Source organism: Bradyrhizobium sp. AZCC 2289, from assembly GCF_036924615.1.
GTDB lineage: Bacteria > Pseudomonadota > Alphaproteobacteria > Rhizobiales > Xanthobacteraceae > Bradyrhizobium.
On sequence record NZ_JAZHRY010000001.1, the window covers coordinates 9,821,233 to 9,843,134 of the forward strand.

At 61.6% G+C, this 21,902-nt stretch carries 20 protein-coding genes and 1 pseudogene; 6 read left to right on the forward strand and 15 right to left on the reverse strand.

Annotated elements, in window-relative coordinates:
• Complete coding sequence (gene cysK, locus V1289_RS46185; protein ID WP_309176662.1) at nt 1-978, reverse strand: cysteine synthase A; 978 nt, start codon at nt 976-978, stop codon at nt 1-3.
• Nucleotides 979-1,210: 232 nt separating this feature from the next.
• Between cysK and V1289_RS46190 the strand changes: the two genes are divergently transcribed.
• Nucleotides 1,211-1,426 (forward strand): hypothetical protein, encoded by a 216-nt coding sequence (locus V1289_RS46190; protein WP_074278626.1) that lies wholly within the window; start codon nt 1,211-1,213, stop codon nt 1,424-1,426.
• Between the two features lies 1 nt (nt 1,427).
• On the opposite strand, the gene tgt is transcribed toward V1289_RS46190, so the two are convergent.
• Nucleotides 1,428-2,573, reverse strand: a complete 1,146-nt coding sequence (gene tgt, locus V1289_RS46195; RefSeq protein ID WP_334406234.1) for a tRNA guanosine(34) transglycosylase Tgt — start codon at nt 2,571-2,573, stop codon at nt 1,428-1,430.
• Nucleotides 2,574-2,818: 245 nt separating this feature from the next.
• On the opposite strand from tgt, the gene V1289_RS46200 reads away from it, so the two are divergent.
• Nucleotides 2,819-3,856: an aspartate-semialdehyde dehydrogenase gene (locus V1289_RS46200; protein WP_334406236.1), complete on the forward strand. Its 1,038-nt coding sequence runs from the start codon at nt 2,819-2,821 to the stop codon at nt 3,854-3,856.
• A 61-nt stretch (nt 3,857-3,917) separates the two neighbouring features.
• Here V1289_RS46200 and V1289_RS46205 read toward each other — a convergent pair whose 3' ends face one another.
• Nucleotides 3,918-4,556 (reverse strand): acyltransferase family protein, encoded by a 639-nt coding sequence (locus tag V1289_RS46205; RefSeq protein ID WP_334406238.1) that lies wholly within the window; start codon nt 4,554-4,556, stop codon nt 3,918-3,920.
• Here V1289_RS46205 and V1289_RS46210 point away from each other — a divergent pair.
• Nucleotides 4,463-4,816 carry an integrase core domain-containing protein gene (locus V1289_RS46210; RefSeq protein WP_334406240.1) on the forward strand — a complete coding sequence of 118 codons (354 nt, stop codon included), beginning with the start codon at nt 4,463-4,465 and terminating at the stop codon, nt 4,814-4,816. The two genes, V1289_RS46205 and V1289_RS46210, sit on opposite strands and share 94 nt — an antisense overlap.
• A 129-nt stretch (nt 4,817-4,945) precedes the next feature.
• Here the strand turns inward: V1289_RS46210 and ltrA are convergent, their stop codons facing one another.
• From ltrA to V1289_RS46225, 3 genes are all read right to left on the reverse strand, one after another.
• On the reverse strand, nt 4,946-6,328 hold the full coding sequence (gene ltrA / locus V1289_RS46215; protein ID WP_334406242.1) for a group II intron reverse transcriptase/maturase: 1,383 nt from the start codon (nt 6,326-6,328) through the stop codon (nt 4,946-4,948).
• A gap of 691 nt (nt 6,329-7,019) precedes the next feature.
• Nucleotides 7,020-8,534, reverse strand: a complete 1,515-nt coding sequence (locus V1289_RS46220; RefSeq protein ID WP_334406244.1) for an NAD(P)/FAD-dependent oxidoreductase — start codon at nt 8,532-8,534, stop codon at nt 7,020-7,022.
• 119 nt (nt 8,535-8,653) lie between these two features.
• Nucleotides 8,654-9,385 carry a hypothetical protein gene (locus tag V1289_RS46225; protein WP_334406246.1) on the reverse strand — a complete coding sequence of 244 codons (732 nt, stop codon included), beginning with the start codon at nt 9,383-9,385 and terminating at the stop codon, nt 8,654-8,656.
• Between the two features lie 173 nt (nt 9,386-9,558).
• Between V1289_RS46225 and V1289_RS46230 the strand changes: the two genes are divergently transcribed.
• A complete protein-coding gene (locus tag V1289_RS46230) occupies nt 9,559-10,872 on the forward strand; it encodes a hypothetical protein (protein ID WP_334406248.1) in 1,314 nt (437 codons plus the stop codon).
• A gap of 37 nt (nt 10,873-10,909) precedes the next feature.
• On the opposite strand, the gene V1289_RS46235 is transcribed toward V1289_RS46230, so the two are convergent.
• The 6 genes from V1289_RS46235 to coaD all read right to left on the reverse strand — a co-directional run bounded on the left by V1289_RS46235 (nt 10,910) and on the right by coaD (nt 14,750).
• A complete protein-coding gene (locus tag V1289_RS46235; RefSeq protein ID WP_334406250.1) occupies nt 10,910-11,056 on the reverse strand; it encodes a hypothetical protein in 147 nt (48 codons plus the stop codon).
• 501 nt (nt 11,057-11,557) lie between these two features.
• On the reverse strand, nt 11,558-12,628 hold the full coding sequence (gene queA / locus V1289_RS46240) for a tRNA preQ1(34) S-adenosylmethionine ribosyltransferase-isomerase QueA (RefSeq protein WP_334406252.1): 1,071 nt from the start codon (nt 12,626-12,628) through the stop codon (nt 11,558-11,560).
• A gap of 118 nt (nt 12,629-12,746) precedes the next feature.
• On the reverse strand, nt 12,747-13,211 hold the full coding sequence (locus V1289_RS46245; protein WP_074276671.1) for a peptidylprolyl isomerase: 465 nt from the start codon (nt 13,209-13,211) through the stop codon (nt 12,747-12,749).
• On the reverse strand, nt 13,187-13,627 hold the full coding sequence (locus V1289_RS46250) for a hypothetical protein (protein ID WP_334406254.1): 441 nt from the start codon (nt 13,625-13,627) through the stop codon (nt 13,187-13,189). The genes V1289_RS46245 and V1289_RS46250 overlap by 25 nt, the downstream gene beginning before the upstream one ends.
• 14 nt (nt 13,628-13,641) lie before the next feature.
• Nucleotides 13,642-14,205: a peptidylprolyl isomerase gene (locus tag V1289_RS46255; protein ID WP_334406256.1), complete on the reverse strand. Its 564-nt coding sequence runs from the start codon at nt 14,203-14,205 to the stop codon at nt 13,642-13,644.
• Nucleotides 14,206-14,252: 47 nt separating this feature from the next.
• Nucleotides 14,253-14,750 (reverse strand): pantetheine-phosphate adenylyltransferase, encoded by a 498-nt coding sequence (coaD, locus tag V1289_RS46260; RefSeq protein WP_334406258.1) that lies wholly within the window; start codon nt 14,748-14,750, stop codon nt 14,253-14,255.
• 272 nt (nt 14,751-15,022) lie between these two features.
• Between coaD and V1289_RS46265 the strand changes: the two genes are divergently transcribed.
• Entirely contained in the window at nt 15,023-15,283 is a 261-nt protein-coding gene (locus tag V1289_RS46265; protein ID WP_334406260.1) for a hypothetical protein, read from the forward strand.
• A gap of 126 nt (nt 15,284-15,409) precedes the next feature.
• On the forward strand, nt 15,410-17,317 hold the full coding sequence (locus V1289_RS46270) for a potassium transporter Kup (protein WP_334406262.1): 1,908 nt from the start codon (nt 15,410-15,412) through the stop codon (nt 17,315-17,317).
• 57 nt (nt 17,318-17,374) lie between these two features.
• Here V1289_RS46270 and gyrA read toward each other — a convergent pair.
• The 3 genes and pseudogenes from gyrA to V1289_RS46285 all read right to left on the reverse strand — a co-directional run bounded on the left by gyrA (nt 17,375) and on the right by V1289_RS46285 (nt 21,470).
• Nucleotides 17,375-20,105, reverse strand: a pseudogene (gene gyrA, locus V1289_RS46275) (DNA gyrase subunit A).
• Between the two features lie 204 nt (nt 20,106-20,309).
• Complete coding sequence (locus V1289_RS46280; protein ID WP_334406264.1) at nt 20,310-20,708, reverse strand: DUF2306 domain-containing protein; 399 nt, start codon at nt 20,706-20,708, stop codon at nt 20,310-20,312.
• A 264-nt stretch (nt 20,709-20,972) separates the two neighbouring features.
• Complete coding sequence (locus V1289_RS46285) at nt 20,973-21,470, reverse strand: single-stranded DNA-binding protein (protein WP_074276662.1); 498 nt, start codon at nt 21,468-21,470, stop codon at nt 20,973-20,975.
• Between the last annotated feature and the right edge of the window lie 432 nt (nt 21,471-21,902).

Here is a 21,902-nt window from a genome sequence, read left to right on the forward strand (position 1 = left end):
TCAAATTCCTTCAAACAGTGCCGTCGACAGATAGCGCTCGGAGAACGACGGTACGATGGCGAGAATGGTCTTGCCGGCGCTCTCCGGCCGCTTGCCGATCTGCAGCGCCGCCGCGATCGCGGCACCGGAGGAGATGCCGCCGGGAATCCCCTCATTGCGGGCGAGTGCGCGCGAGATTTCGATCGAGGTCGATGAGTTGATCTTGATGATCTCGTCGATCACGGAGCGATCCAGAATGTCCGGAATGAATCCGGCGCCGATGCCCTGGATCTTGTGCGGAGAATGCTGGCCGCCCGACAGCACCGGGCTTTCCTCGGGCTCGACGGCGACCACGCGCAGCGAAGGCTTGCGCGGCTTCAGCACCTGTCCGACGCCGGTGATGGTGCCGCCAGTGCCGACGCCGGCAACAAAGAAATCGATATTGCCGCCGGTGTCGTTCCAGATTTCTTCCGCCGTGGTGCGGCGGTGAATTTCCGGATTGGCGAGGTTCTTGAACTGCTGCGGCATCGCCGAGTTGGGCGTGGTGCGGATCAATTCCTCGGCGGTCGCGATCGCGCCCTTCATGCCCTGCGCTGCCGGCGTCAGCACGATCTCGGCGCCCAGGAACGCCAGCATCTTGCGCCGCTCGATCGACATCGATTCCGGCATCACCAGCTTCAACCGGTAGCCGCGCGAGGCCGCGACGAACGCCAGCGCAATTCCGGTATTTCCCGACGTCGGTTCGATCAGCACGGTGTCGGCATTGATCACGCCGGCCTTCTCCATCGCGATCACCATCGCAGCACCGATGCGGTCCTTCACGCTCGCGGCCGGGCTGAAATATTCGAGCTTGGCGAGGATGGTGGCGTGCACGCCGTGGGCTTGCGGCAGTCTGCGCAACCGGACGATCGGCGTGTCGCCGACCGCGTCGACGATGGAGTCGAAAACGCGGCCCCGCCCGGGACGCTGCACTGCACTCGTTGCCGTTGGCGCGTTCATCAAAGACTCCCCTGGCGAGAATGTGCGCGGAATTTGCGCTGTTCCTAGGTTAGGTGCAGTGCACGCCGGTGTGCAAGCCAGAAACACCGGAGACAAAATTTCGCTGCATTGCAAAATGTTAGCGGCGTCAAATAACGTCAAACCTACGCATTTGTGTTGCGACAACGTCAAACAAGTGGGTGTATAGTTTGGGTATCAGATGAGTTCAGGTTCAGAGCGCAAGGAGGTCACGATGCCGGCACTTGCTGAAATCCTGTCGACCGCGGCGTCCAGGCCCAACCCGCGCGGATGTGATTTACCGACCTGCCCGGTATGCGCCGACTCCATGGTCGCCGCGGAAGCGTCTGCCTATCTGCACGACGAATTGATCAGCTATCTCTGGACCTGCGACACCTGTGGTTACGGTTTCGTAACCAAACATTCGGTCAAGAGGTTCGCCTGTAACTGACTCACCTCGGAGCAATGTCGCCGCGCGCCCAATCGGCGCGCGTTTGTTTTCGGAAATCCTCAAACGTCCCGCCCGCGATCGCATCGCGAATGCCCTGCATCAGCTCTTGGTAATAGGCGACGTTGATTTCCGACAGCAGCATGGCGCCCAGCGTCTCGCCTGCCCTGACGAGATGATGCAGATAGGCGCGCGAATAATTCCGCGTTGACGGCCACGGGCTCGCTTCATCGAGCGGCCGGGGATCGTCGATATGGCGGGCGTTGCGCAGGTTGATCTGGCCGAACCTCGTGAACGCCATGCCGTGACGTCCGTTCCGCGTCGGCATCACGCAGTCAAACATGTCGATGCCGCGCGACACCGCCTCCAGAATGTCCTCGGGCGTGCCGACGCCCATCAGATAGCGCGGCCGATCCGCCGGCAGCCGGGGCGCGGTCTCCTCGATCATGGCGAGCATCACCGCCTGCGGCTCGCCAACCGCAAGCCCGCCGATCGCGTAACCATGAAAGCCGATCTCGACCAGCCCGCGCGCGCTGGCGTGACGCAGTTCGGGCACGTCGCCGCCCTGGACGATGCCGAACAGCATGTAGCCTTCGGGCGCGGTCTCGAACGCGCGCTTGCTGCGCTCCGCCCAGCGCAGCGAGAGTTGCATCGCGCGCTCGATATCGCCGCGCTCGGCCGGCAACCGCACGCATTCATCCATCTGCATGGCGATGTCGGAGCCGAGCAGCCGCTGCACCTCGATCGAACGCTCCGGCGACAGTTCGACCTTGGCGCCGTCGATATGCGAGCGAAACGTCACGGCGTTTTCGGTCACCTTGCGCAACTCCGACAGCGACATCACCTGGAAGCCGCCGGAGTCGGTCAACATCGGCCCACCCCATCCGGTGAATCGCTGCAAGCCGCCGAGGCCGGCGATCCGCTCGGCCCCCGGCCGCAGCATCAGATGATAGGTATTGCCGAGCACGATGTCGGCGCCGGCTTCGCGCACCTCGCGCCAGTGCATGCCCTTCATGGCGCCGGCGGTGCCGACCGGCATGAAGCCCGGCGTCCGCACCAGGCCATGCGGGGTGGTCAGGCGGCCGGTGCGCGCGGCGCCGTCGGTGGCAAGGAGATCGAAATGATTGGCAGGATGATCGGGAAGGCTCATGCGTCAGCTTATGGCGTGACAACGCTCCCCTGTTCAACCTCGCTGATGCCGATTTTCGGCCGAAAAGCCGTTGACGCCGATCAAACTTTTCAGCATAAGTCCGCCCCATGATCACGACCACCAAACGTACTGCGAAAACCAAAGCACCCTCCGGGGGCTCGGGAGCCGTGCGCGCGTAGTCTGGACGATCGCACCATCTGAACCGAAGCCCCGCCTGAAAAGGTCCGGGGCTTTTTTATTGCCTGATGGAGACCAAAGTGAAGAACGATCCCGTTGTTGCCATCGCCGGCGTGACCGGCGCCGTCGGTGCCGAATTCATCGCCACCATGGACAGGCGTGCCTTTCCGCTCCGCAAGCTCAAGGCGCTGGCGAGCGCGCGCTCGGCCGGCAAGACCATCGATTTTCGCGGCCAGAAGATCGTGATCGAAGAACTAACCGAGCGCTCGTTCGACGGCGTCGATATCGCGCTGTTCTCGGCCGGCGGCGGCATCTCCCGAAAGTTCGCGCCGATCGCGGTCAAGGCCGGTGCCGTCGTGATCGACAATTCCTCCGCCTTCCGGATGGATCCGAACGTGCCGCTGGTGATCCCCGAGATCAACGCGGGCCGTATCCGGGAGCACAAGGGCATCATCGCCGTTCCGAACTGCGCCGCGATCACGGCGCTGGTGCCGCTGTGGCCGATCCACCGCAACAACCGCATCAAGCGTCTGATCCTGTCGACCTATCAGGCGGCCAGCGGCGCTGGAGCAGCGGCGATGGAGGAACTGGTGGAATCGACCCGCGCCTATCTCAATGGCGAGGCATTTCAGCCAAAGGTCATGCCGCATCCCTACGCGTTCAACCTGTTCAACCACAATACGGCGATCGATCCCGCGACCGGCTACAACGACGAAGAGACCAAGGTCATCAAGGAAACGAGAATGATCTTTGAGGACGAGCGGATCGCCGTCGGCGTTACCTGCGTGCGCGTGCCGGTGCTGCGCGCCCATTGCGAGGCGATCACGTTCGAATGCGAACGGCCGATCAGCGAAGACGAGGTCCGCGCGATCCTGGCGAGCGCGTCGGGCGTCAGGATCGTGGACGATCGGGCCAAGAACTATTTCCCGATGCCGATCGATGCATCTGGCCAGGACGACGTGCTGGTCGGCCGCATCCGCAAGGATCTGAGCGACCTCTCCGGCCATTCGATCTCGATGTTTGTGGCGGCGGACCAGCTGTTGAAGGGCGCCGCGCTGAACGCGGTGCAGATCGCGGAGCTGTTGCCGGAGCGCGTGATGGCGTGAGGTGATCGCAGGGACAGGCGCGCCTAGCGTCCGCCTGTCCCGCATCCCCCTACGTCGGTTTCTAGAGCGCTTGCTTCATCCAACGCCTGACCGGAAGGTCGACGAAAACGGTGGCTGCGTATGCGATCGCAGCGACGACCGGCATCGCGAACAGCCCGATCAAGACCGATTGGATCCCGAAATGCCGGGCGCAGACCTCCACCGCATAGAACGTCACGCCCTGCAAAACATACATCCCGTAGGAAAGCAGCCCGAGGGTGCGCATGGTGTTTGTCAAAACGCCTTTCGGCGGGTCGAAACGCGCGCAGATCATGATCGCAAGCGGAAAGATGACGATCACGGAAAACAGGGTCGCGGGGAGTTCGAAATTCGCGGAAAAACCCAGCGCAAGGACCCCGGTGACGACGGCAAATGCGGCGACCGACGAGCCGAGGCTCGCCGGCGGCAGCCGCATCGATTCGTAGAACCGGTAGATCAAGACGCCGGCGAAGAACGAGAAGCCAACCCGCAGCACTCCTGCGCCGAACGTTTCCCAGCTCGGTCCGCCGCCCAGCACGCCGCGTTTGTCGACTTCGATGCCAAACCCGAGCCACCCTGCCGTGGCGCATGCAGCAAGCGCAAGGGCCGCCGCGCCGACAAACCAGATCAAGGATTTTGTGCTCAGCCGCTTGCCGAAAGCCGCGAACAGCAAGTTTGCCAACAGCCTCGCCTTGGCAGAATGGCTTTGCCGAACGGCTGATCGGATCGATCCGGCGCGAGTGTGTGGACCACATCATAGTCTTGGGCGAGATGCATTTGCGTCGGGTCTTGAAATCCTGCGCCGACTATTTCAATAGCGTCAGAACGCATCGATCCTTGAACAAGGATGCGCCGGTTTCTCGCCCAGTTCACCGAACCGGTGTGATCACTTCACGCACCATTCTGGGCGGTAGAGTAGGAGTGTGGCGCGGTAGACGTTAGGTCCGGCGTATCTGTTTCCGCCCCTTTCGTCTGGCGGTGCCTGAACGGCCGAGCCATGGTCCCCGTTTCCACACTCCCCTCATCGAACCGGACATGCGCGACTAGCGCATCCGGCTCTCGGACAAGCACTCATGCCTTCGCCCACGGCAGGTTACGCGTCAGCCCCGGCAACCGGACCAGCCTCAGGGTTTCGTGGAGGTACTGGTCGGGGTAGCGACTGATCCCTTTGCCATTGACCCGGTGCTTTCTGCATAACCATTGGCGCAGCCGATAGTTGGTATGGGCCTCGACCACTTGGTAGGCCTTGGAGACCGGCCCAAGATGGAAGTAGTTCGCCCATCCGCTCAGTTTGAAGTTGAGTCGCTTCACCAGCTTCTCGGCTGATATCGTCTTCGTGTGTTGGCCGGTCTCGGCACTGATCGCATCGCAGATTCGCTTGATGCTCCTCTTCGATGGCGTCGTGCCCAGATAGGCCTTCCCGGTCTTGCGGGAGTAACACCGCCCGAACGTGTAGCCCAGGAAGTCGAAGCTTTCCCCCGGTACACGGCAGGTGCGCGTCTTGTCTTCGTTGACCTCCAGTTGCAGTTTCTTGATCACCTCTCGCATCGTCTGCACGGCAAGATCGGCCGTACCCTTGCAGCAGATCACCAGATCGTCGGCGTAGTTGACGATGACGGCTCCCAACCGTTGCGGCGTGCCTGATTGCTTCCACCACAACACCAGCCGTCGCATGTACAGGTTCGACAGTAGCGGAGAGATCGGGGAGCCCTGCGGAATGCCGCGATGCTCATCCCGATTTCGCGTGGTTCGATGTTTTCGTCCGCGATCGTCCGTCTCTTCCACCGGCGCCTCGATCCACATCTTGATCAGGTGCAGGACCTGCCGGTCGGTGATCCGGCGCGCCACCGATTTCATCAGTGGTCCGTGCGGAATCTCATCGAAGTAGCCACGCAGATCAGCGTCGACCACGGCCGTGTACCCGGTGTTGATTAGGCGGTGCACGGTCTTGACCGCGTCCAGCGCATTCATGCCGGCGCGGTACGCATATTGCTCAGGCTGCAGGTCGGCCTCGAAGATGGGCTCAAGCACCAACATCGCCGCCGTCTGTACAACCCGGTCGCGTATCGTCGCGATCCCCAGAGGTCGCATTTTCTTGCTGTTCGGCTTCGGAATGTAGACCCGTCTGACCGCTTGCGGTCGATAAGTCTTCTCCCTGAGCTCTTGCGCCAGTTCCCCGAGCCATGGGTTCCAGTCGGTTTCGATATCCGGGTTCTTGCGATCCTCGGAGTCCCGATCTTGGCTTCCGTACGCCTCAATGTCCTCGAACGTCTGGCCGTCGACCCCAGCTGCGCCGCCATTGGCTTTGCATCTGGCATAGGCGAAGCTCAGAATATCCGCGCGGTACACCTTATCGTACAGAAGATAGAACCGATACTCGGGTTCTGCCTTCGCTTTCGCATGTAATGCAGTCTGCAGCTTCCGGACACTTGGCGGAGTTTCCAGGTTGCCCAATCTCCCCTCCTTCACCACTTCCCACATCGACTTGAACGAGGGCTCCTTTCCTCCACCGGCATTACCCGGCTTCCTCAGTACTACGAGCCCAACCGACTCCCCGCCGCGCCCGGTCTGGCCTTCACAGGCCTCCGGTTGGTCTCTCGCTCAAGACCACGCGATGGGGTCTCCCGTGTTGCCCCAGTTCTCGTTGTGTACGTGCCGTCGCCACTACCCCGGTGGAGCTGCTGGGTGCTTATCGCTCCCTTCCCCAGCAGTGGCAGCTTTCCCTGTGAAGTCGTCAGGTCAGCCTCCACATTGTTATTTTCGAGGCCTGCTCAGCGTTTACTCAAGTTACAGCCCGCACACTCGCGGAGTCACTAAATGACCCTTTCCACCGGAGGCTTCAGACAGGTCGTCGCCTTCCCGCCTGCTCCGATTGCTACCGGCTGGAGCGACTTTTGCCGGGAGGGACTTGCACCCTCTCAAGAACCGTGCCTTTCCACGGCACACGACTTCATCACCGCTACGCCCGTGTTTAAGTTTTCGGTACACACAGCCGGGACGGCTGTTCAATGAAGGTGCGTATCCCACCGTCTCGGGCCCCGGTGCACCGGGTTTTGCTACCGTTACACCATTCCCCACCGAAGTAACTGTTATTGGGGTAACCCTCACGAAGTCATGCCGAGCAAGGACCATGGGGTAAGAAGTTTCACGCCGCCCGGGTGTTCACCTTGAGGGGCACTAGGCGCCCGCTCGCGAGCGCGGCATGCGCACTCGATGCGCCAGCTTCGTGATATTCGGCGTCCTCGTTGACTTGCCAAATGTCGAAGAGGCGTTCTCCTGCCAGGATGTTCCGCGCCGTCAGCATTGCGGTCATCATGGCGTGATCCTGATTGTTGTATTTGTGCATTCCGTTGCGGCCGATCAGATGCAGGGTTGGACAGCTTTGCTCAAGGTCGCGCCGAATCGTCGCGATGTGCTCGCGATAGACATCATCATAGACCGGATAGGCCTTGGGTTGGCGCACCACGCAGCCGTCGACCACGTCGGCGGCCGAGACCAGACCAACCTTGGCGACCTCTTGGGTAGCGAGCGCGATGAGCTCCTGGTCGGACATCGTCCACAGGCCGTCGTCCTCGAAGCAGAAATATTCCAGTCCCAGGCAGCTCATCCCGGCCGGCGCCATCTCAGGCGACCAAGAACCGAAATTCTGCACGCGACCGACTTTCACGCTGGGGTCATGAATATAGATCCAGTTGTCGTCGAACACTTCCGACTTGTTGATCATCAACGCGACGGTGAGGAAATCGCGGTAGCGCAACTCGCGCGCATGCAGCAGCGACATCGGTTTCGGCAACAATTTCTGCACCAGCTCGCGTATTGGCGCCGAACTTACGACGTGGCGCGCCGTATAGCTTTCGCGCGCGCCGTCCACGGTCGCAACCTCGATGCGCCAGAGCTTCTGAACTGCGTCATAGGCCAGCTCGGCCAGTTCGCGGCCCATCAAGATTCGGCCGCCACGCTCCGTGACCCTGGCCGCCGCGGCCTCCCACATCATGCCGGGACCCTTGCGGGGGTACTGGAATGTCTCAATCAGGGTCTTGACGACATCGTCACCGGTCGCCTCGGCTTTCGGTTTGCGCCGGAACGAACGCGTCAGCGCGTTCATGACCGCGACACGGAGGTCCAGACCTTTGATCCGCTGCGCCGCCCAGTCGGCGGAAATTTCGTCACACGACATGCCCCACACCTTTTCGGTGTAGGTCTTGAAAAAGATCTGGAACAGCCGCTCGCCGAACCGGTTGCGAACCCAGTCATGGAAGTTGTGCGGTGCCGCGACCGGGAAAGCCTTAGCAAACGCATAGGAAAGCATGCAGGCGGCGCTGGTGAAAATCCCGAGATTGCGCAGCGCCTGGAATGCGCTCAGCGGATAAGAATAGAACTTTCCTCCATAATAGATGCGCGATAGCCGCCGTCGCGTGATGAAATCATTCGGCAGGATCTCATGCCAGAGATCGACGACTTCCTTTGCTTTAGAGAAGAAGCGATGGCCCCCGATATCGAACAAGAAGTTGCCGTGCCGCACGGTGCGGCTGATGCCGCCGACATAATGCGGGTCTTTCTCGATCACGATGACCGTCGGCGTTTCCTTTGTCAGGCAATAAGCCGCCGTGAGACCTGCGGGGCCGGCGCCGATCACGAAAATCTCTGCATCAACGGTCATGAGCGGCGCGATCCCTGGGTTTTTCGGATCGCATTTACGCAGAGCTTTGTTAACGCCCGGCTTATCTCTGCGTGCAAAAAAGCGTTAATGCAACATCAACATATCCGCTGTGTGTGACGTCAGTTGGAGGGGGTCTCCGCCAGAACCGACACCTCTTTGGTGCCATAGGACAGATAGGTCAGGCGCCAACGCCGCTCTTCCGAGATCTCCTGCAACGCCTTGAATCCGCCGGTTCTCCAATCGGGAAAGCCAAAATAGTCGTCAAAGTGCAGGACGAGGCCATGTTCGACGTAGTCGGCACATGATTGCAGCACATCGACTGTTGCGGCGTAAGTGTCGCAATCCACGTGCACCAATAGAGGGATATCGGAGCTGGGGTTTTCCGCTTTCCAGCGTGACGCCGACTCCGCAAACCATCCCTTCACCAAGAAAACGTTAGGCCGGACCTTCGGCAATTTGCCGCCGAGATCGAAAGTTTTCGCAGGAGCCATGCCGCTCCATTGTTCCTGCAAGCCTTCGAAGCTATCGAAGCCGACGAATTGCAGTTCCGGAAATCTTCGGGCCTGATAGTTAATCATTCCTGCTTTGTAGACTCCAAACTCCAGGACGCGATTGCGGGAAGGAAATCGTCTCCTGGCTTCCTTGATGGAGAGCGCCAGGCCGTCAAATCGATCCAAGAACGCATACGCGCCCTTCATGTTTTCTTTTGCGTAGTTAAAAGAATCCATCACGGCATCACGGCGCATCAGCATCGGAACTGACTCGGGCAGCGTGCGTTCGGCGACGTAACGCGCGAACGAAGCAACAACGTTGGAAATCCAGACTTCTGCGCGAGTGCCGATCCGCGTCATATTGGACTTACCCTCAACGTTCTGCCTCACACCGTAGGCGCATTTGGAAGCGTTCCGACCGTTCGGCTCGGCTGTATAATGTATTTGTTAATTTTCGCGTTAGAAGGCCAGTCACGGCGGTGATTGAATAGGAATTGCTTAATGTGTGATGTGCACATTAGTGTGCGATGACTATGCCCGATCATTTTTACACGCTCTCACACGACCAGGAAAATGCGGTTCGGGCGGCCAATTGGCGCCTTGGCGCTTTCGTGCTCTTGCTGTTTGTCATCTCCGCGCTTGGCACTATTCGCAGGGACATAAGTAATCAGGGCTTCGATGAGGTGGCGCATGTATCTTATGTCGCGTACCTCCAGCACTCCGGCGATACGTGGCCCGAGTTTGCGAAGATGCCGATGCTCGACCCATCAAGCTTCCGCTTCACCAGCGAAGTCAACTATCTCAATCACCCGTCGCCATATTATTTGCTGTTGGCCCGGCTGGGTCCCGTCCTCGAAGGCCATCCCGAGGCGCTCATCTTCCATCGCCTGCTCAATGTAGCGCTCGACACGATCGGGCTCGCAGCGCTGATGGCGATAGGGCTCGCGGCGGGGCTGCCGCGATCCACGTTCTGCGCCTATATTGTTCCGATCGCCTGCATCCCGCTGCTGACTCTCCTTGCCGGCTCCGTTAGCAATGACAACCCCGCCTTCGCCGGCGGAGCGATCGCCACGCTGGGCGCCTATCAACTCCTGTTCAGCGGCAGCCGTGCCTGGCTTTTGGCTGCCCTCGGCGGCGTCGTTGTCGCGTCGTGGGCGAAGTTCACCGGGTTGCTGTTGGCCGGGGGACTTGTCGGTGGCGTATTGCTGTGGTTGCTGTGGCGCGGCCGCTTGCCATCCCGGTGGATCGCGCCGATCGCGGTCGCTGCGCTGTTGGCCTGCGCTCCCTATTTTGCATTGATTGCGCAGTACGGCAGCCCGACTCCGATGACGGTGGGGGAACTCGCCAAGGTCACAAAGGAAGCAGCGCAGTTCGGCTGGGATCGCGCCGAGCACCTGGGACCGTTTGCCTATGTCAGCCATTTCATCCTGGAATTTGCGGTTGAATGGATGCCGCCGTGGAAGCCGCGCGACACATATTTTTACGCACTCGTGATCCCGATCATGTCGGCGCTGTGCGCCTATGCCGGGACCCTGGTGGCGATCCGGCGGGTCGTCTCCGGGAAAGCAGCTTCGCTCGATGTCCTGATTGTCGCCGGCGCGCTGGCATTTGCCGGGACGTTGGTGATCCATGTTATCTTCAGCTATAGGCTCCATGTGGACTACGGCTGGCTGAGTTCCGCTTACCCGCGCTACTATTTGCCGCTGGCGGCTCTCTTTCCGCTCGCGGGGCTGCCGTTGCTCGATGAAGCCAGATCGCAGTCCGTTCGTGCCATCCTGTTTGTGTTGCTGATTGCTGGCCCCGTGGTGTTCCGCCTGCTGCTCGAGCCGCTCGTATATAGGGGGTAACGCGGGACATTCGCAGATCGGAAAGGACCGATGCGGTTCATTCCAGAACCTCATATTCGAACGCGACGTGCTCCGGATCGTTTTCCTGAAACCACGTTTCGACCGCGTCCTCGTTTGCAAAGACCTTCAGGTGATCGCGGTCGCCAACCAGCTTGCCGGTATCGACGTAAATCCAGACCGTCATTGCTTATCCCGTTTCAACTTCCGGCGCCCCCAACGGGGTTCCTTCCGTGATGCATTGAACTCGCGGTTCGCTGCGAGCAAAACACTGATGCGAGCCATCATGACAGGCCAGCCGCGCTCAGTTGCATGCCGGCGGCTGGTCCCCTGGCGTTCCAATTCGGCCCTACGTCGGCGCGCCTCTTGCCGCACGGCTTGCATGCGAACCGTGCTTCGAGATCGGATAGCTGGACGTCATCCGGCCATCGGTCTGCGCTGATCGCGATCGAATGATCGAGCGGCGGGACAATATCAAGACGACACCATCGCCGCCCTTGAAGAGCGTGAGCAAGCACAGCACGAACGAGCAGCAACTGCGGCTTAACAGCACGAATAAAGCCGCCGCAGCGACATTCAGCGACGGCTCTTATTCAGTATTGCCGAATTCTGCTTTGTCGTCTCAGCCGTGAGATACGCGATCCTCGCGCATGTTAAATCGCGTACTCAAGCGGAAAGTCACCCAGCCCTACTTGCGAAACAGCAAAGTCGCGTCACCATAGGAATAGAAGCGATAGCCGCCGGCAATCGCGTGCGCATAGGCGTGTTTCATGGCCTCGAGACCGGAGAAGGCCGACACCAGCATGAACAGCGTCGAGCGCGGCAAATGAAAGTTGGTAAGCAGGATATCGACCGCGCGAAAACGATAGCCCGGGGTGATGAAGATCGAGGTCTCCCCGTCGAACGGCTGGATGGTGCCGTCCTCGGCGGTAGCGCTCTCCAACAGCCGCAACGACGTGGTTCCGACCGCGACGATGCGGCCGCCTTTGGCGCGCGCCGCGTTCAATGCCGCTGCGGTCTCGGGCGAGATGCAGCCCCATTCGGCGTGCATCTTGTGCTCGGATGTCTCCTCGACCTTGACCGGCAGAAAGGTCCCTGCCCCGACATGCAGCGTCAGCCGATGCAGCTCGACGCCGCGGCCGCGCAAGGCCGCTTCCAGCGCCGGCGTGAAGTGCAATCCGGCCGTGGGGGCGGCAACCGCGCCCTCATTGGCCGCAAACATGGTCTGGTAGTCGGCGGCGTCCTGATCGTCGGGCGTGCGTTTGGAGGCGATGTAAGGCGGCAGCGGCGGCGCGCCGAGATCGGCGATGGCCTGGTCGAGCGTCGGCCCGTGAAACGAAAACGACAGCGTGATCTCGCCGTCTTCGCCCTTGGCCTCGACCTCGGCGTCGAGGTGACCGAGCAGGCAGACTTTTCCTTCATTGCCGAAGCGCACCACATCACCCGGCGCCAGTTTCTTGGCGGGCTTGACCAGCGCCTGCCAGCGCGAGCCGTCGAGCCGCTTTATCAATGTCGCCTCGATCTTGGGTTCGGTTTCCCTGCCGATGCGGCGACCCTTGAGTTGGGCCGAAATCACCTTGGTGTCGTTGACGACCAGCTGGTCGCCGGGCTCCAGCCATTGCGGCAACTCGGCGATGGTGCGGTCGCGCAACACACCGTCCGGCTGCACCACCAGCATCCGCGCGGAATCGCGCGGGCTCGCCGGCCGCAGCGCGATGTTTTCGGGCGGAAGTTCGAAGTCGAAGAGATCGGTGCGCATGGCGCAATGCGCTCCAGCGTGGCCGTTGGCGTCATTCCGGGGCGCATCGAAGATGCGAACCCGGAATCTCGAGATTCCGGGTTCACGCTGACGCGTGCCCCGGAATGACAGCGCGAGGTTAAGCCGCGTCGGCGGCCATGTGCGCCTTGACGATCTTGTCGGGATTCTTCACCGGCTCGCCGCGCTTGATCTTGTCGACGTTCTCCATGCCTTCGGTCACCTTGCCCCAGACCGTGTACTGGCCGTTGAGGAAGGAGGCGTCGTCAAAGCAGATGAAGAACTGGCTGTCGCCGGAATCCGGGCTCGCCGCGCGCGCCATCGAGGTGGTGCCGCGCACATGCGGTTCCTTGTTGAATTCCGCCTTGAGCTTTTTGCCGGAGCCGCCGGTACCGGTGCCGTGCGGGCAGCCGGTCTGCGCCATAAAGCCCTCGATCACGCGATGGAACACGATGCCGTCGTAAAATCCCTCGCGCACCAGTTCCTTGATCCGCGCGACATGGCCCGGCGCAAGATCGGGCCGCATTTCGATGGTGACGGGACCCTGGGTGGTTTCAAGGATCAAAGTATTTTCGGTGACAGCCATGCTCTTTTCTCTTCGGTTCTGGGTGGGGATTTACGGGTTTTGAAAGGGATCGCGAACGGACGGCCGGCAACGGCACCGCCCAGTCCTTCGGTAAATGGCAACGGAGTGCAGCGTTGCAATGTCTCCATCACCGCGATCCGGTACTGCACCCGGTCATTGTCGCTGGCCTGCTCGGATTCATAGGTGATCCGGGGATGGCCGAGAATGCCGCCCTCGCGGTTGAAACTGACGACGACCGTGATGTCAATCGGGTTGGCGCGCGACAGCGGCGGTGGCTTCCAGCAGCGATGCAGCCTGACGACGACGTCCCTGATGGTGTCGAGCCGCTCGGGTTCCGCCCGCGCCGGCGCCGACAATGCGAGCAGCAACAGCGGTACGGCAAACCAGGGAAATGGCTTGCTGCGCGGCGCTGCCATGGTTCAGTCTGGGCTCACTTGATGTCGGATGCGACTTGCACCTTCACCATCTTGTCGGGATCGGTGACCTGGCCGCTCGACGATCCCGGCGGCGACTTCTTCAGCTTGTCGACCACATCCATTCCCGAGACGACCTCCCCTATTACCGTGTACTGGCCGTTCAGGCTGGAGCCGTCCGCGAACATGATGAAGAACTGCGAGTTGGCGGAGTCGTTACTGTCGCCGCGGCGCGCCATCCCGACGATACCACGCTTGAACGGCACGTTGGAGAACTCGGCCTTCAGGTTCGGATATTTCGAACCGCCGGTGCCGTTGAAATTCTGGCCATCGCCAGTCTGCGCCATGAAGCCGTCCATCACCCGGTGGAACGGCACGTTGTTGTAGTAGCCCTCGCGCGCAAGCTGCTTGAGCCGCTCGGCATGCCCCGGCGCGATGTCGGTTCTGAGCTTGATGACGATGCGGCCTTTGGTGGTGTCGATCACGATCGCATTCGCCTTGTCGAGATTGGCCGGCAACGGCTGGGCGATCGCAGGCGCCGCGCAAACCAGCACAGCGAGAATGGCGAAAATTCGGATCATGAAAACTCCGGGGTCGAGTGGTCGGATATCGGGGCGCGGAACGCCCGCTAGCTGGCGAATTTGGTCTTGAGCTGAGCAGCGACCGATGACGGCACGAAGGCGGACACGTTGCCGCCCATCTGCGCGATTTGGCGCACCAGTGTGGCGGTGATCGGGCGGACGGCGACCGAGGCCGGAACAAACACGGTGTGCACCTCGGGCGCCATGGTTTCGTTCATGCCCGCGATCTGCATTTCGTAGTCGAGGTCGGTGCCGTCGCGCAGGCCCCGAATCATGATGGTCGCGCTCGCCTTCTGGGCGGCCGTAACCGTGAGATTGTCATATGTGGTGCAGTCGAAGGCACAGCCGGCCGCCTTCGCGATCGGACCGAATACCGCCCGGACCATGTCCAGACGCTCTTCGGTCGAAAACAGCGGCTTTTTGGCGGGATGGACCCCGATGGCGACGATCAGCCGGTCACACAGCAGGACGGCGTGTTTGACGACGTCCAGATGGCCGTTGGTGACGGGGTCAAAAGAGCCGGGATAAAGCGCGATACGGGGCATAGCCCCCTCTAACCCGCCCCGGGCGGCCCGGCAAGCCAGCCTGGTTCCCCAACCGGCAGGGTTTTTATTTGGCGTCGGTCAATGAACCAGTTCCGGAGTCCCGGCGTCTCCTTAGCGAACCGACAATGTTTCGTCCGCCAATGGACGACGAAACAAAACTCAGGCGGGACGAAACCATTTTCGGGCTTGGCGAAGACAGCCGGAAACCTGGGCTGGTTAGTAAGTTCACAACGAAACGACGGGCCGCGAAGGCCCAATGACAGGGGACCGTCATGATCAAGGCACTTTCTGCCATTGCTGTTGCTGCGCTCGTCGCTACCGCACTCACCATTCTCCCCGGCTTCGCCCCGCAGGTGGAAGCCAGCGTACCCCAGGCCCTCGCCAAGGCTGACCGTCTGGACGTCCGCGCGGTCGGCAGGGACTGCTCGCAGCAGGCCTGGCCGAATTTCGAGGCTTCCTGCCTTCGCGTTGCCGGCACCAAGGCGGCGCCGATCCGCGAAGCGCGCCTGGTTACCGCTGACCGCACCCCATAAGGGCCGTCCTCCCCACAGTCACAAAACACCCCATGGTAATTTGCGGCGTGTCGTCGCAAACTGACGCTTGATCGCGCGCTTCGGATGATCCGGCGGGCGCGATGCAACGTCCTTGGGGTCTTGCCAGTGACCAGTACGCCCGCCATCGCCGCCGGCCATCCAAGCCCACTCCCCCTCGCAGCAACGCTCGGCGCCCTCGGCGTCGTCTATGGCGATATCGGCACCAGCCCTCTCTATGCGCTGAAGGAAGCCGCCAAGGCCGCCGCCCATGGCGGAGCGGTTACCCAGGAGGACATCCTCGGCGTGGTGTCCCTGATCCTGTGGGCGCTGATCCTGATCATTTCACTGAAATACGCGCTCTTGATCCTGCGCGCCGACAACCGCGGCGAAGGCGGCATCGTCGCGCTGCTCGCACTGCTCCACGCGCGCAATGCCCGGCCGGGGACGTGGCGCGCGCAGCTTCTGGTCGTCGGCCTTGTCGGCGCCGCGCTGCTTTACGGCGACGGCGCCATCACGCCGGCGATTTCGGTGCTGAGCGCGATCGAAGGACTGAAGGTGGACGAGCCGTCGCTGGCGCCGGCCGTGGTGCCGATCACGATCGTCATTCTGATCGGTCTGTTCATCATGCAGAAGCAAGGCACCGGTTTCATCGGCCGGATCTTCGGCCCCGTGATGCTCGCATGGTTCATCGTTCTGGCGGCGCTCGGCATCCATGGCATCGTGAAGGCGCCGGCGGTGCTGGAAGCGCTAAGCCCGCTCTATGCGTTCGAATTCCTGATCCACCAGGATTTCCACATCAGCTTCGCCATCCTCGGCGCCGCGTTCCTCGCCGTAACCGGCGGCGAAGCGATGTATGCCGACATGGGGCATTTCGGCCGCTTCCCGATCCGGCTCGCCTGGTTCGCGGTCTGCCTGCCCGCGCTGCTGCTGAATTACTTTGGCCAGGCCGGCCTGCTCGTCTCCGATCCGACCGCGATCGATAATCCGTTCTTCCAGCTCGCACCCGATTGGCTGCACTACCCGCTGGTCGCGTTCTCGGCGCTCGCCACCGTGATCGCCTCGCAGGCGATCATTTCCGGCGTGTTCTCGCTGACCCAGCAATCGATCCAGCTCGGATTCCTGCCGCGGATGTTGATCCGGCACACCACGGGGGATGCGATCGGCCAGATCTATGTGCCGCTGGTGAACTGGCTCCTGGCCGCCGCGACCTTGGGCGCCGTGCTGAGCTTCGGCAGCTCGGACGCGCTCGCCGGCGCCTATGGCATCGCGGTGTCGCTATTGATGGCGATTACTACGTTGCTCGCGGCTTTGGTTGCGATCCAGTGGGGCTATTCGCCGTTCATCGTGATCGCGGTCAACGGCTTCTTCTTCGTCATCGACGTGATCTTCTTTGCCGCCAACTCGGTCAAATTGTTCGAGGGCGGCTGGTTTCCGCTGCTGCTCGCAGCCTTCGTCGCGTTCCTGATGCTGACCTGGCGCAGCGGCGTCAGACTGGTCGAGCGGGCCCGCGGCGCCCTGCGTCAGCCGGAAGAGGATTTGATCGAGACCGCCATCAACAAGTGCCGTGCGAGACTGTCGGGGACCGCGGTGTTCCTGGCGTCGTCGCCCAAGGGCGTGCCGCTGGCGCTGACGCAATTCGTCAAGCACAACCACGTGCTGCACCAGCGCGTGGTGCTGGTCACCGTGCTGATCGAGGAATCCCCGCGCATCTCCGACGAGGAGCGCGCCGAGGTGATCGAGGTGATCCCGGGCATCACGCGGGTCATCCTGCATTACGGCTTCATGCAGTACCCGACCATCTATGATGGGCTGATCCTGGCCTGCAAACAGGGCAAGCTGCCCGGCATCGATCTCACCGACATCACCTACTACATCGGCCGCGAAACCATCATCCCGCGCGAGGATGTTCCGGGCATGTGGGTATGGCGGGAGTCGGTGTTCGCGTTCCTGCAGCGCAACGCCGAACGCTCGGCGGCGTTCTTCGGCGTGCCGACCAAGCAGGTGGTGGAGTTCGGGACCGAGATCGAGATTTAGCAGTTTCCGCGTCATTCCGGGTTCGATGCTTCGCATCGCCCCGAATGACGCCGGGCATCAATGCCCGTTGCCGTTCTCGCCGCTCTCCCCGTCATCGCCGATATGCTCGACGGAGACCACATGCTCGTCCTCGGCGGTATCGAACACGATGACGCCCTGGGTCGAACGGCCGGCGATCCGGATGCCCTCGACTGGGCATCGGATCAATTGACCCTTGTCGGTCACCAGCATGATCTGGTCGGAATCTTCGACCGGGAATGACGCCACCAGCTTGCCGTTGCGGTTGTTGACGGACATCGCGACGATGCCTTTGCCGCCGCGGCCGGTGGTGCGGTATTCGAACGACGAGGTGCGCTTGCCGTAGCCGTTGACGGAGACGGTCAGCACGACCTGCTCCTGCGCCGACATGTCCGCATAGCGTTCCTGGGAGAGTTGGAGCGAACCTGACGTCTCCTCGGCTTCGGCGTCCGCCGGCTCTTCGGCACCGACCTCGCCGGCCACGGCGCGGCGCATTTTCAGGTAAGCCGACCGCTCATCCGAGGTCGCCTCGACGTGGCGCAGGATCGACAGCGAGATCAGCGTGTCGCCGTCTGCCAGCGCGATGCCGCGCACGCCCATCGAGGTGCGGCCGGTGAAGACGCGCACATCGGTGACGGGGAAACGGATGCACTGGCCGCCGGCGGCGGTCAGAAGCACGTCGTCGCGCTCGGTGCAGATCTGCACGTCGACGATCGCCTCGCCGTCCCCGAGTTTCATGGCGATGATGCCGGAGCGGCGGACATCGACGAAGTCGGACAGCTTGTTGCGGCGGACGGTGCCGCCGGTGGTGGCAAACATCACGTCGAGATTGGCCCAGGAGGATTCATCCTCGGGCAGAGGCATGATGGTAGTGATGCGCTCGCCCTGCTCCAGCGGCAGGATGTTGATCAGCGCCTTGCCGCGCCCGTTCGGCGCCGCCACCGGCAGCCGCCAGACCTTCTCCTTGTAGACTTGGCCGCGCGAGGAGAAGAACAGCACCGGCGTATGGGTCGAGGCCACGAACAGGCGGCTGACAAAATCCTCGTCGCGGGTCTGCATGCCCGAGCGGCCCTTGCCGCCGCGCCGCTGCGCCCGGTAGGCCGAGAGCGGCACGCGCTTGACGTAGCCGGCATGCGAGACCGTGACTACCATGTCCTCGCGCTGGATCAGGTCCTCGTCCTCGACCTCGCCCTCCTGCTCGATGATGACGGTTTTGCGCGGGTGTGGCGAACTCGTTCTTCACTTCGGCGAGTTCGGTCTTGATGATCGCCTGAACGCGCGCGCGTGAGCGCAGGATGTCGAGATAATCGGCGATTTCGATCGCGAGCTTGTCGAGCTCTTCGGAGATTTCCTCGCGGCCGAGCGCGGTCAGCCGCTGCAGGCGAAGATCGAGGATGGCCTTGGCCTGCTCCATCGACAGCCGCGCGGTGCCGTCCGCGGCCATCCGGTGCCTGGGGTCGTCGATCAGCGTGATCATCGCCTCGACATCGCGGGCCGGCCAGTCGCGCGACATCAGGGTATCGCGCGCGGTGGACGGATCGGGCGAGGTGCGGATCACGCGAATGATCTCGTCGATATTGGCGACCGCAATGGCGAGGCCGACCAGGATATGGGCGCGGTCGCGGGCCTTGTTGAGCAGGAATTTGGTGCGGCGCGTCACCACCTGCTCACGGAACGCGATGAACAGCGTCAGCAGGTCCTTCAGGTTCATCGTCTGCGGCCGGCCCTGATCCAGCGCCAGGATGTTGGCCGGAAAATTGCTCTGCAGCGGCGTGAAGCGATAGAGCTGGTTCAGCACCACATCGGCCATCGCCTCGCGCTTCAGCTCGACCACGACGCGAAACCCGTCGCGGTCGGACTCGTCGCGCAGATCCGCGATGCCCTCGATCCTCTTCTCTTTCACCAGTTCGGCGATGCGCTCGACCATGGTGGCCTTATTCACCTGATACGGGATCTCGGTGATGATGATCGCTTCGCGATCCTTGCGGATGGTGTCGATCGTGACCTTGCCGCGCATCACGATCGAGCCGCGGCCAAGGTGATAGGCCGAACGGATGCCCTGGCGCCCCAGGATGATGCCGCCGGTCGGAAAGTCCGGGCCGGGAATGATATTGATGAGGTCGTCGATGCCGAGCGCGGGATCGTCGATCAGCGCCACGCAGGCGTCGATCACTTCGCCCAAATTGTGCGGCGGAATGTTGGTCGCCATGCCGACCGCGATGCCGCCGGCACCGTTGACCAGAAGATTTGGGAACTTCGCCGGCAGAACCGACGGCTCATTTTCCGAACCGTCATAGTTCGGCTGAAAATCGACCGTGTCCTTGTCGATGTCGCCGAGCACCGCGAGCGCCGATTTGGTCAGACGCGCTTCGGTATATCGATAGGCGGCTGGCGGATCGCCATCGACCGAGCCGAAATTGCCCTGCCCGTCGACCAGCGGCACGCGCATGGAGAAATCCTGCGCCATCCGGACCATCGCGTCGTAGATCGACTGGTCGCCGTGCGGATGATATTTACCGATCACGTCACCGACGACGCGCGCCGACTTGACGTATTTCTTGTCCGGCGTGTGCCCCTGCTCGTACATCGAATAGAGGATGCGGCGATGCACGGGCTTGAGCCCGTCGCGCGCATCCGGCAGCGCCCGCGCCACGATCACGCTCATGGCGTAATCGAGGTAGGAGCGCTTCATCTCGTCGAGAATGGAAACGGGACGAATATCGGAGGACGCCGGCGGCTCGCCGGGCGGAGTATCTTCAGGGTCAGACAAAGGGGGAATCCGGTCAATTCGATTTCAAAGAATCATATAGCGTATCGGAGCTCCGATAACCACCCCAAGACGGTTCCGCAGCGCTGTTTTTCCCTTCGTTTTTTCATAGACTTACCGGGTTGGCGAGGTCCGCCGCCAAGCCCCGCGGAACCGGCCATTTCGGCGTGGAAATGCACGGGAAAAACCGCTTGTCCGAGGCGCCCGCTAACGGCCAAAAACCACCGCGTGCATGATCCGTCCGGGCACCAAAGTGAACAGCCCCGCGACCACCAGCGCGCCGGCGAAAATGAAGATCATGATGCGGCGGTGAGCGGTGACGTCGTGATGATGCGCCCGCCATACCGCGATCGGGAGCACGATCAAGGTGAAGATCGACAGCAGATGGATCGGGCTCCAGGGGCCGAGCAGTCGGATCTGATGGATCCAGAACGAGCTGATCGCCACTATGGCCATCAGGCCGACCCAGATCCAGCCGATCGTCCGATGCGGCAGCGTTCCCTTCGGTGCGGCGAACTGGACGAGGCCGAGCGCAAACGCGGCCATCGCCGCAAAGGCATGAACGGGGATCGCGGGGGCGGCATCGAGCAGCGGCGCGAGGCTCATGGCGGGCGATCCAGAAATTCAATCGGGAATGGAAATGATCGAAAACGCTAGATCGATTTCCTCGTGTTAATACCATTAACATCATGTTAATATCATTAACATCGATCGAAGTCAAAGCTAGTCGATACGCAGCAGCGCAACCGCGATTTTCCTTTTAAATCAATATATTGTGGAAATTTCTTAATGTTGAAAACAGACCGAACCGGTTCGCGCGACACCGCCTATTCCGGCGTCACGCAATCCGATTCTGAACCTGTGCTGCGATCAGAACGGAATATCGTCGTCCATATCGCTGTTGCGTGCGCCGGCACCCGCCGCCACAGCCCGGCGCGGTGCGGAACTCGATGGCCCGCCCGCACCAAAATCGCCGCCCGACTCGTCGGGCCCGAAACTGCCGCCCCCGCCGCCACTGCGGCCATCGAGCATGGTCAGCGTCGAGTTGAAGCCCTGCAGCACCACCTCGGTCGAGTATTTCTCGACGCCGCTCTGGTCGGTCCATTTGCGGGTCTGCAGTGCGCCCTCGATGTAAACCTTGGCGCCCTTTTTCAGATACTGCTCGACAATCTTGCAAAGCGGCTCGGAAAAAATCACGACGCGATGCCACTCGGTCTTTTCCTTGCGTTCGCCGGTCGCCTTGTCACGCCAGGTTTCCGACGTCGCGATGCTCAGATTGGCGATCGGCCGGCCATCCTGCGTCCGCCGGATTTCCGGATCCTTGCCGAGGTTACCGACCAGAATCACCTTGTTTACGCTTCCCGCCATCGCTGCTCTCCACTCAAAATTACCGGACTGGCCGAACACCGGCCGTCGCTTCGGATTTCGCTATCTGCCTTGGGATATTTGAAAGCGACCCTATACGCTCGCAGCCATGGCCCGCTTGGCGATCCCGCGGCAATCCCCCGGTTATCCACATATAGCATCGCCCGGCACAATGTTCCAGTTTTGTTCTGTGCAACCTGCAGAAGGCCGGGACCTGGCGGTATTTCGGCACCCGGGAACCCAAAATGGAACCCGATTGCGTCGGGGCCGGCCCGAATACTCTAAACAAATCACTAACTTGCGGAGCCTTCACTTCGTCGGCGAGTGTTGCATTTCGGAGACGGCATTTCCGGCTGAATCGGGGTATGACCTGAGCACGGACGCGGCGCTCGCGTCATAAATTGAAACGCTTCGGGACCAACGATAAGCGATCCA

Excerpts from the sequence above, each read along its gene's own strand:
- cysK (WP_309176662.1), bottom strand. The coding sequence starts at position 978 with ATGAACGCGCCAACGGCAACGAGTGCAGTGCAGCGTCCCGGGCGGGGC.
- V1289_RS46190 (WP_074278626.1), top strand. The coding sequence starts at position 1,211 with ATGCCGGCACTTGCTGAAATCCTGTCGACCGCGGCGTCCAGGCCCAAC.
- tgt (WP_334406234.1), bottom strand. The coding sequence starts at position 2,573 with ATGAGCCTTCCCGATCATCCTGCCAATCATTTCGATCTCCTTGCCACC.
- V1289_RS46200 (WP_334406236.1), top strand. The coding sequence starts at position 2,819 with ATGGAGACCAAAGTGAAGAACGATCCCGTTGTTGCCATCGCCGGCGTG.
- V1289_RS46210 (WP_334406240.1), top strand. The coding sequence starts at position 4,463 with ATGCAGCAAGCGCAAGGGCCGCCGCGCCGACAAACCAGATCAAGGATT.
- V1289_RS46220 (WP_334406244.1), bottom strand. The coding sequence starts at position 8,534 with ATGACCGTTGATGCAGAGATTTTCGTGATCGGCGCCGGCCCCGCAGGT.
- V1289_RS46225 (WP_334406246.1), bottom strand. The coding sequence starts at position 9,385 with ATGACGCGGATCGGCACTCGCGCAGAAGTCTGGATTTCCAACGTTGTT.
- V1289_RS46230 (WP_334406248.1), top strand. The coding sequence starts at position 9,559 with ATGCCCGATCATTTTTACACGCTCTCACACGACCAGGAAAATGCGGTT.
- V1289_RS46235 (WP_334406250.1), bottom strand. The coding sequence starts at position 11,056 with ATGACGGTCTGGATTTACGTCGATACCGGCAAGCTGGTTGGCGACCGC.
- queA (WP_334406252.1), bottom strand. The coding sequence starts at position 12,628 with ATGCGCACCGATCTCTTCGACTTCGAACTTCCGCCCGAAAACATCGCG.
- V1289_RS46245 (WP_074276671.1), bottom strand. The coding sequence starts at position 13,211 with ATGGCTGTCACCGAAAATACTTTGATCCTTGAAACCACCCAGGGTCCC.
- V1289_RS46250 (WP_334406254.1), bottom strand. The coding sequence starts at position 13,627 with ATGGCAGCGCCGCGCAGCAAGCCATTTCCCTGGTTTGCCGTACCGCTG.
- V1289_RS46255 (WP_334406256.1), bottom strand. The coding sequence starts at position 14,205 with ATGATCCGAATTTTCGCCATTCTCGCTGTGCTGGTTTGCGCGGCGCCT.
- coaD (WP_334406258.1), bottom strand. The coding sequence starts at position 14,750 with ATGCCCCGTATCGCGCTTTATCCCGGCTCTTTTGACCCCGTCACCAAC.
- V1289_RS46265 (WP_334406260.1), top strand. The coding sequence starts at position 15,023 with ATGATCAAGGCACTTTCTGCCATTGCTGTTGCTGCGCTCGTCGCTACC.
- V1289_RS46280 (WP_334406264.1), bottom strand. The coding sequence starts at position 20,708 with ATGAGCCTCGCGCCGCTGCTCGATGCCGCCCCCGCGATCCCCGTTCAT.
- V1289_RS46285 (WP_074276662.1), bottom strand. The coding sequence starts at position 21,470 with ATGGCGGGAAGCGTAAACAAGGTGATTCTGGTCGGTAACCTCGGCAAG.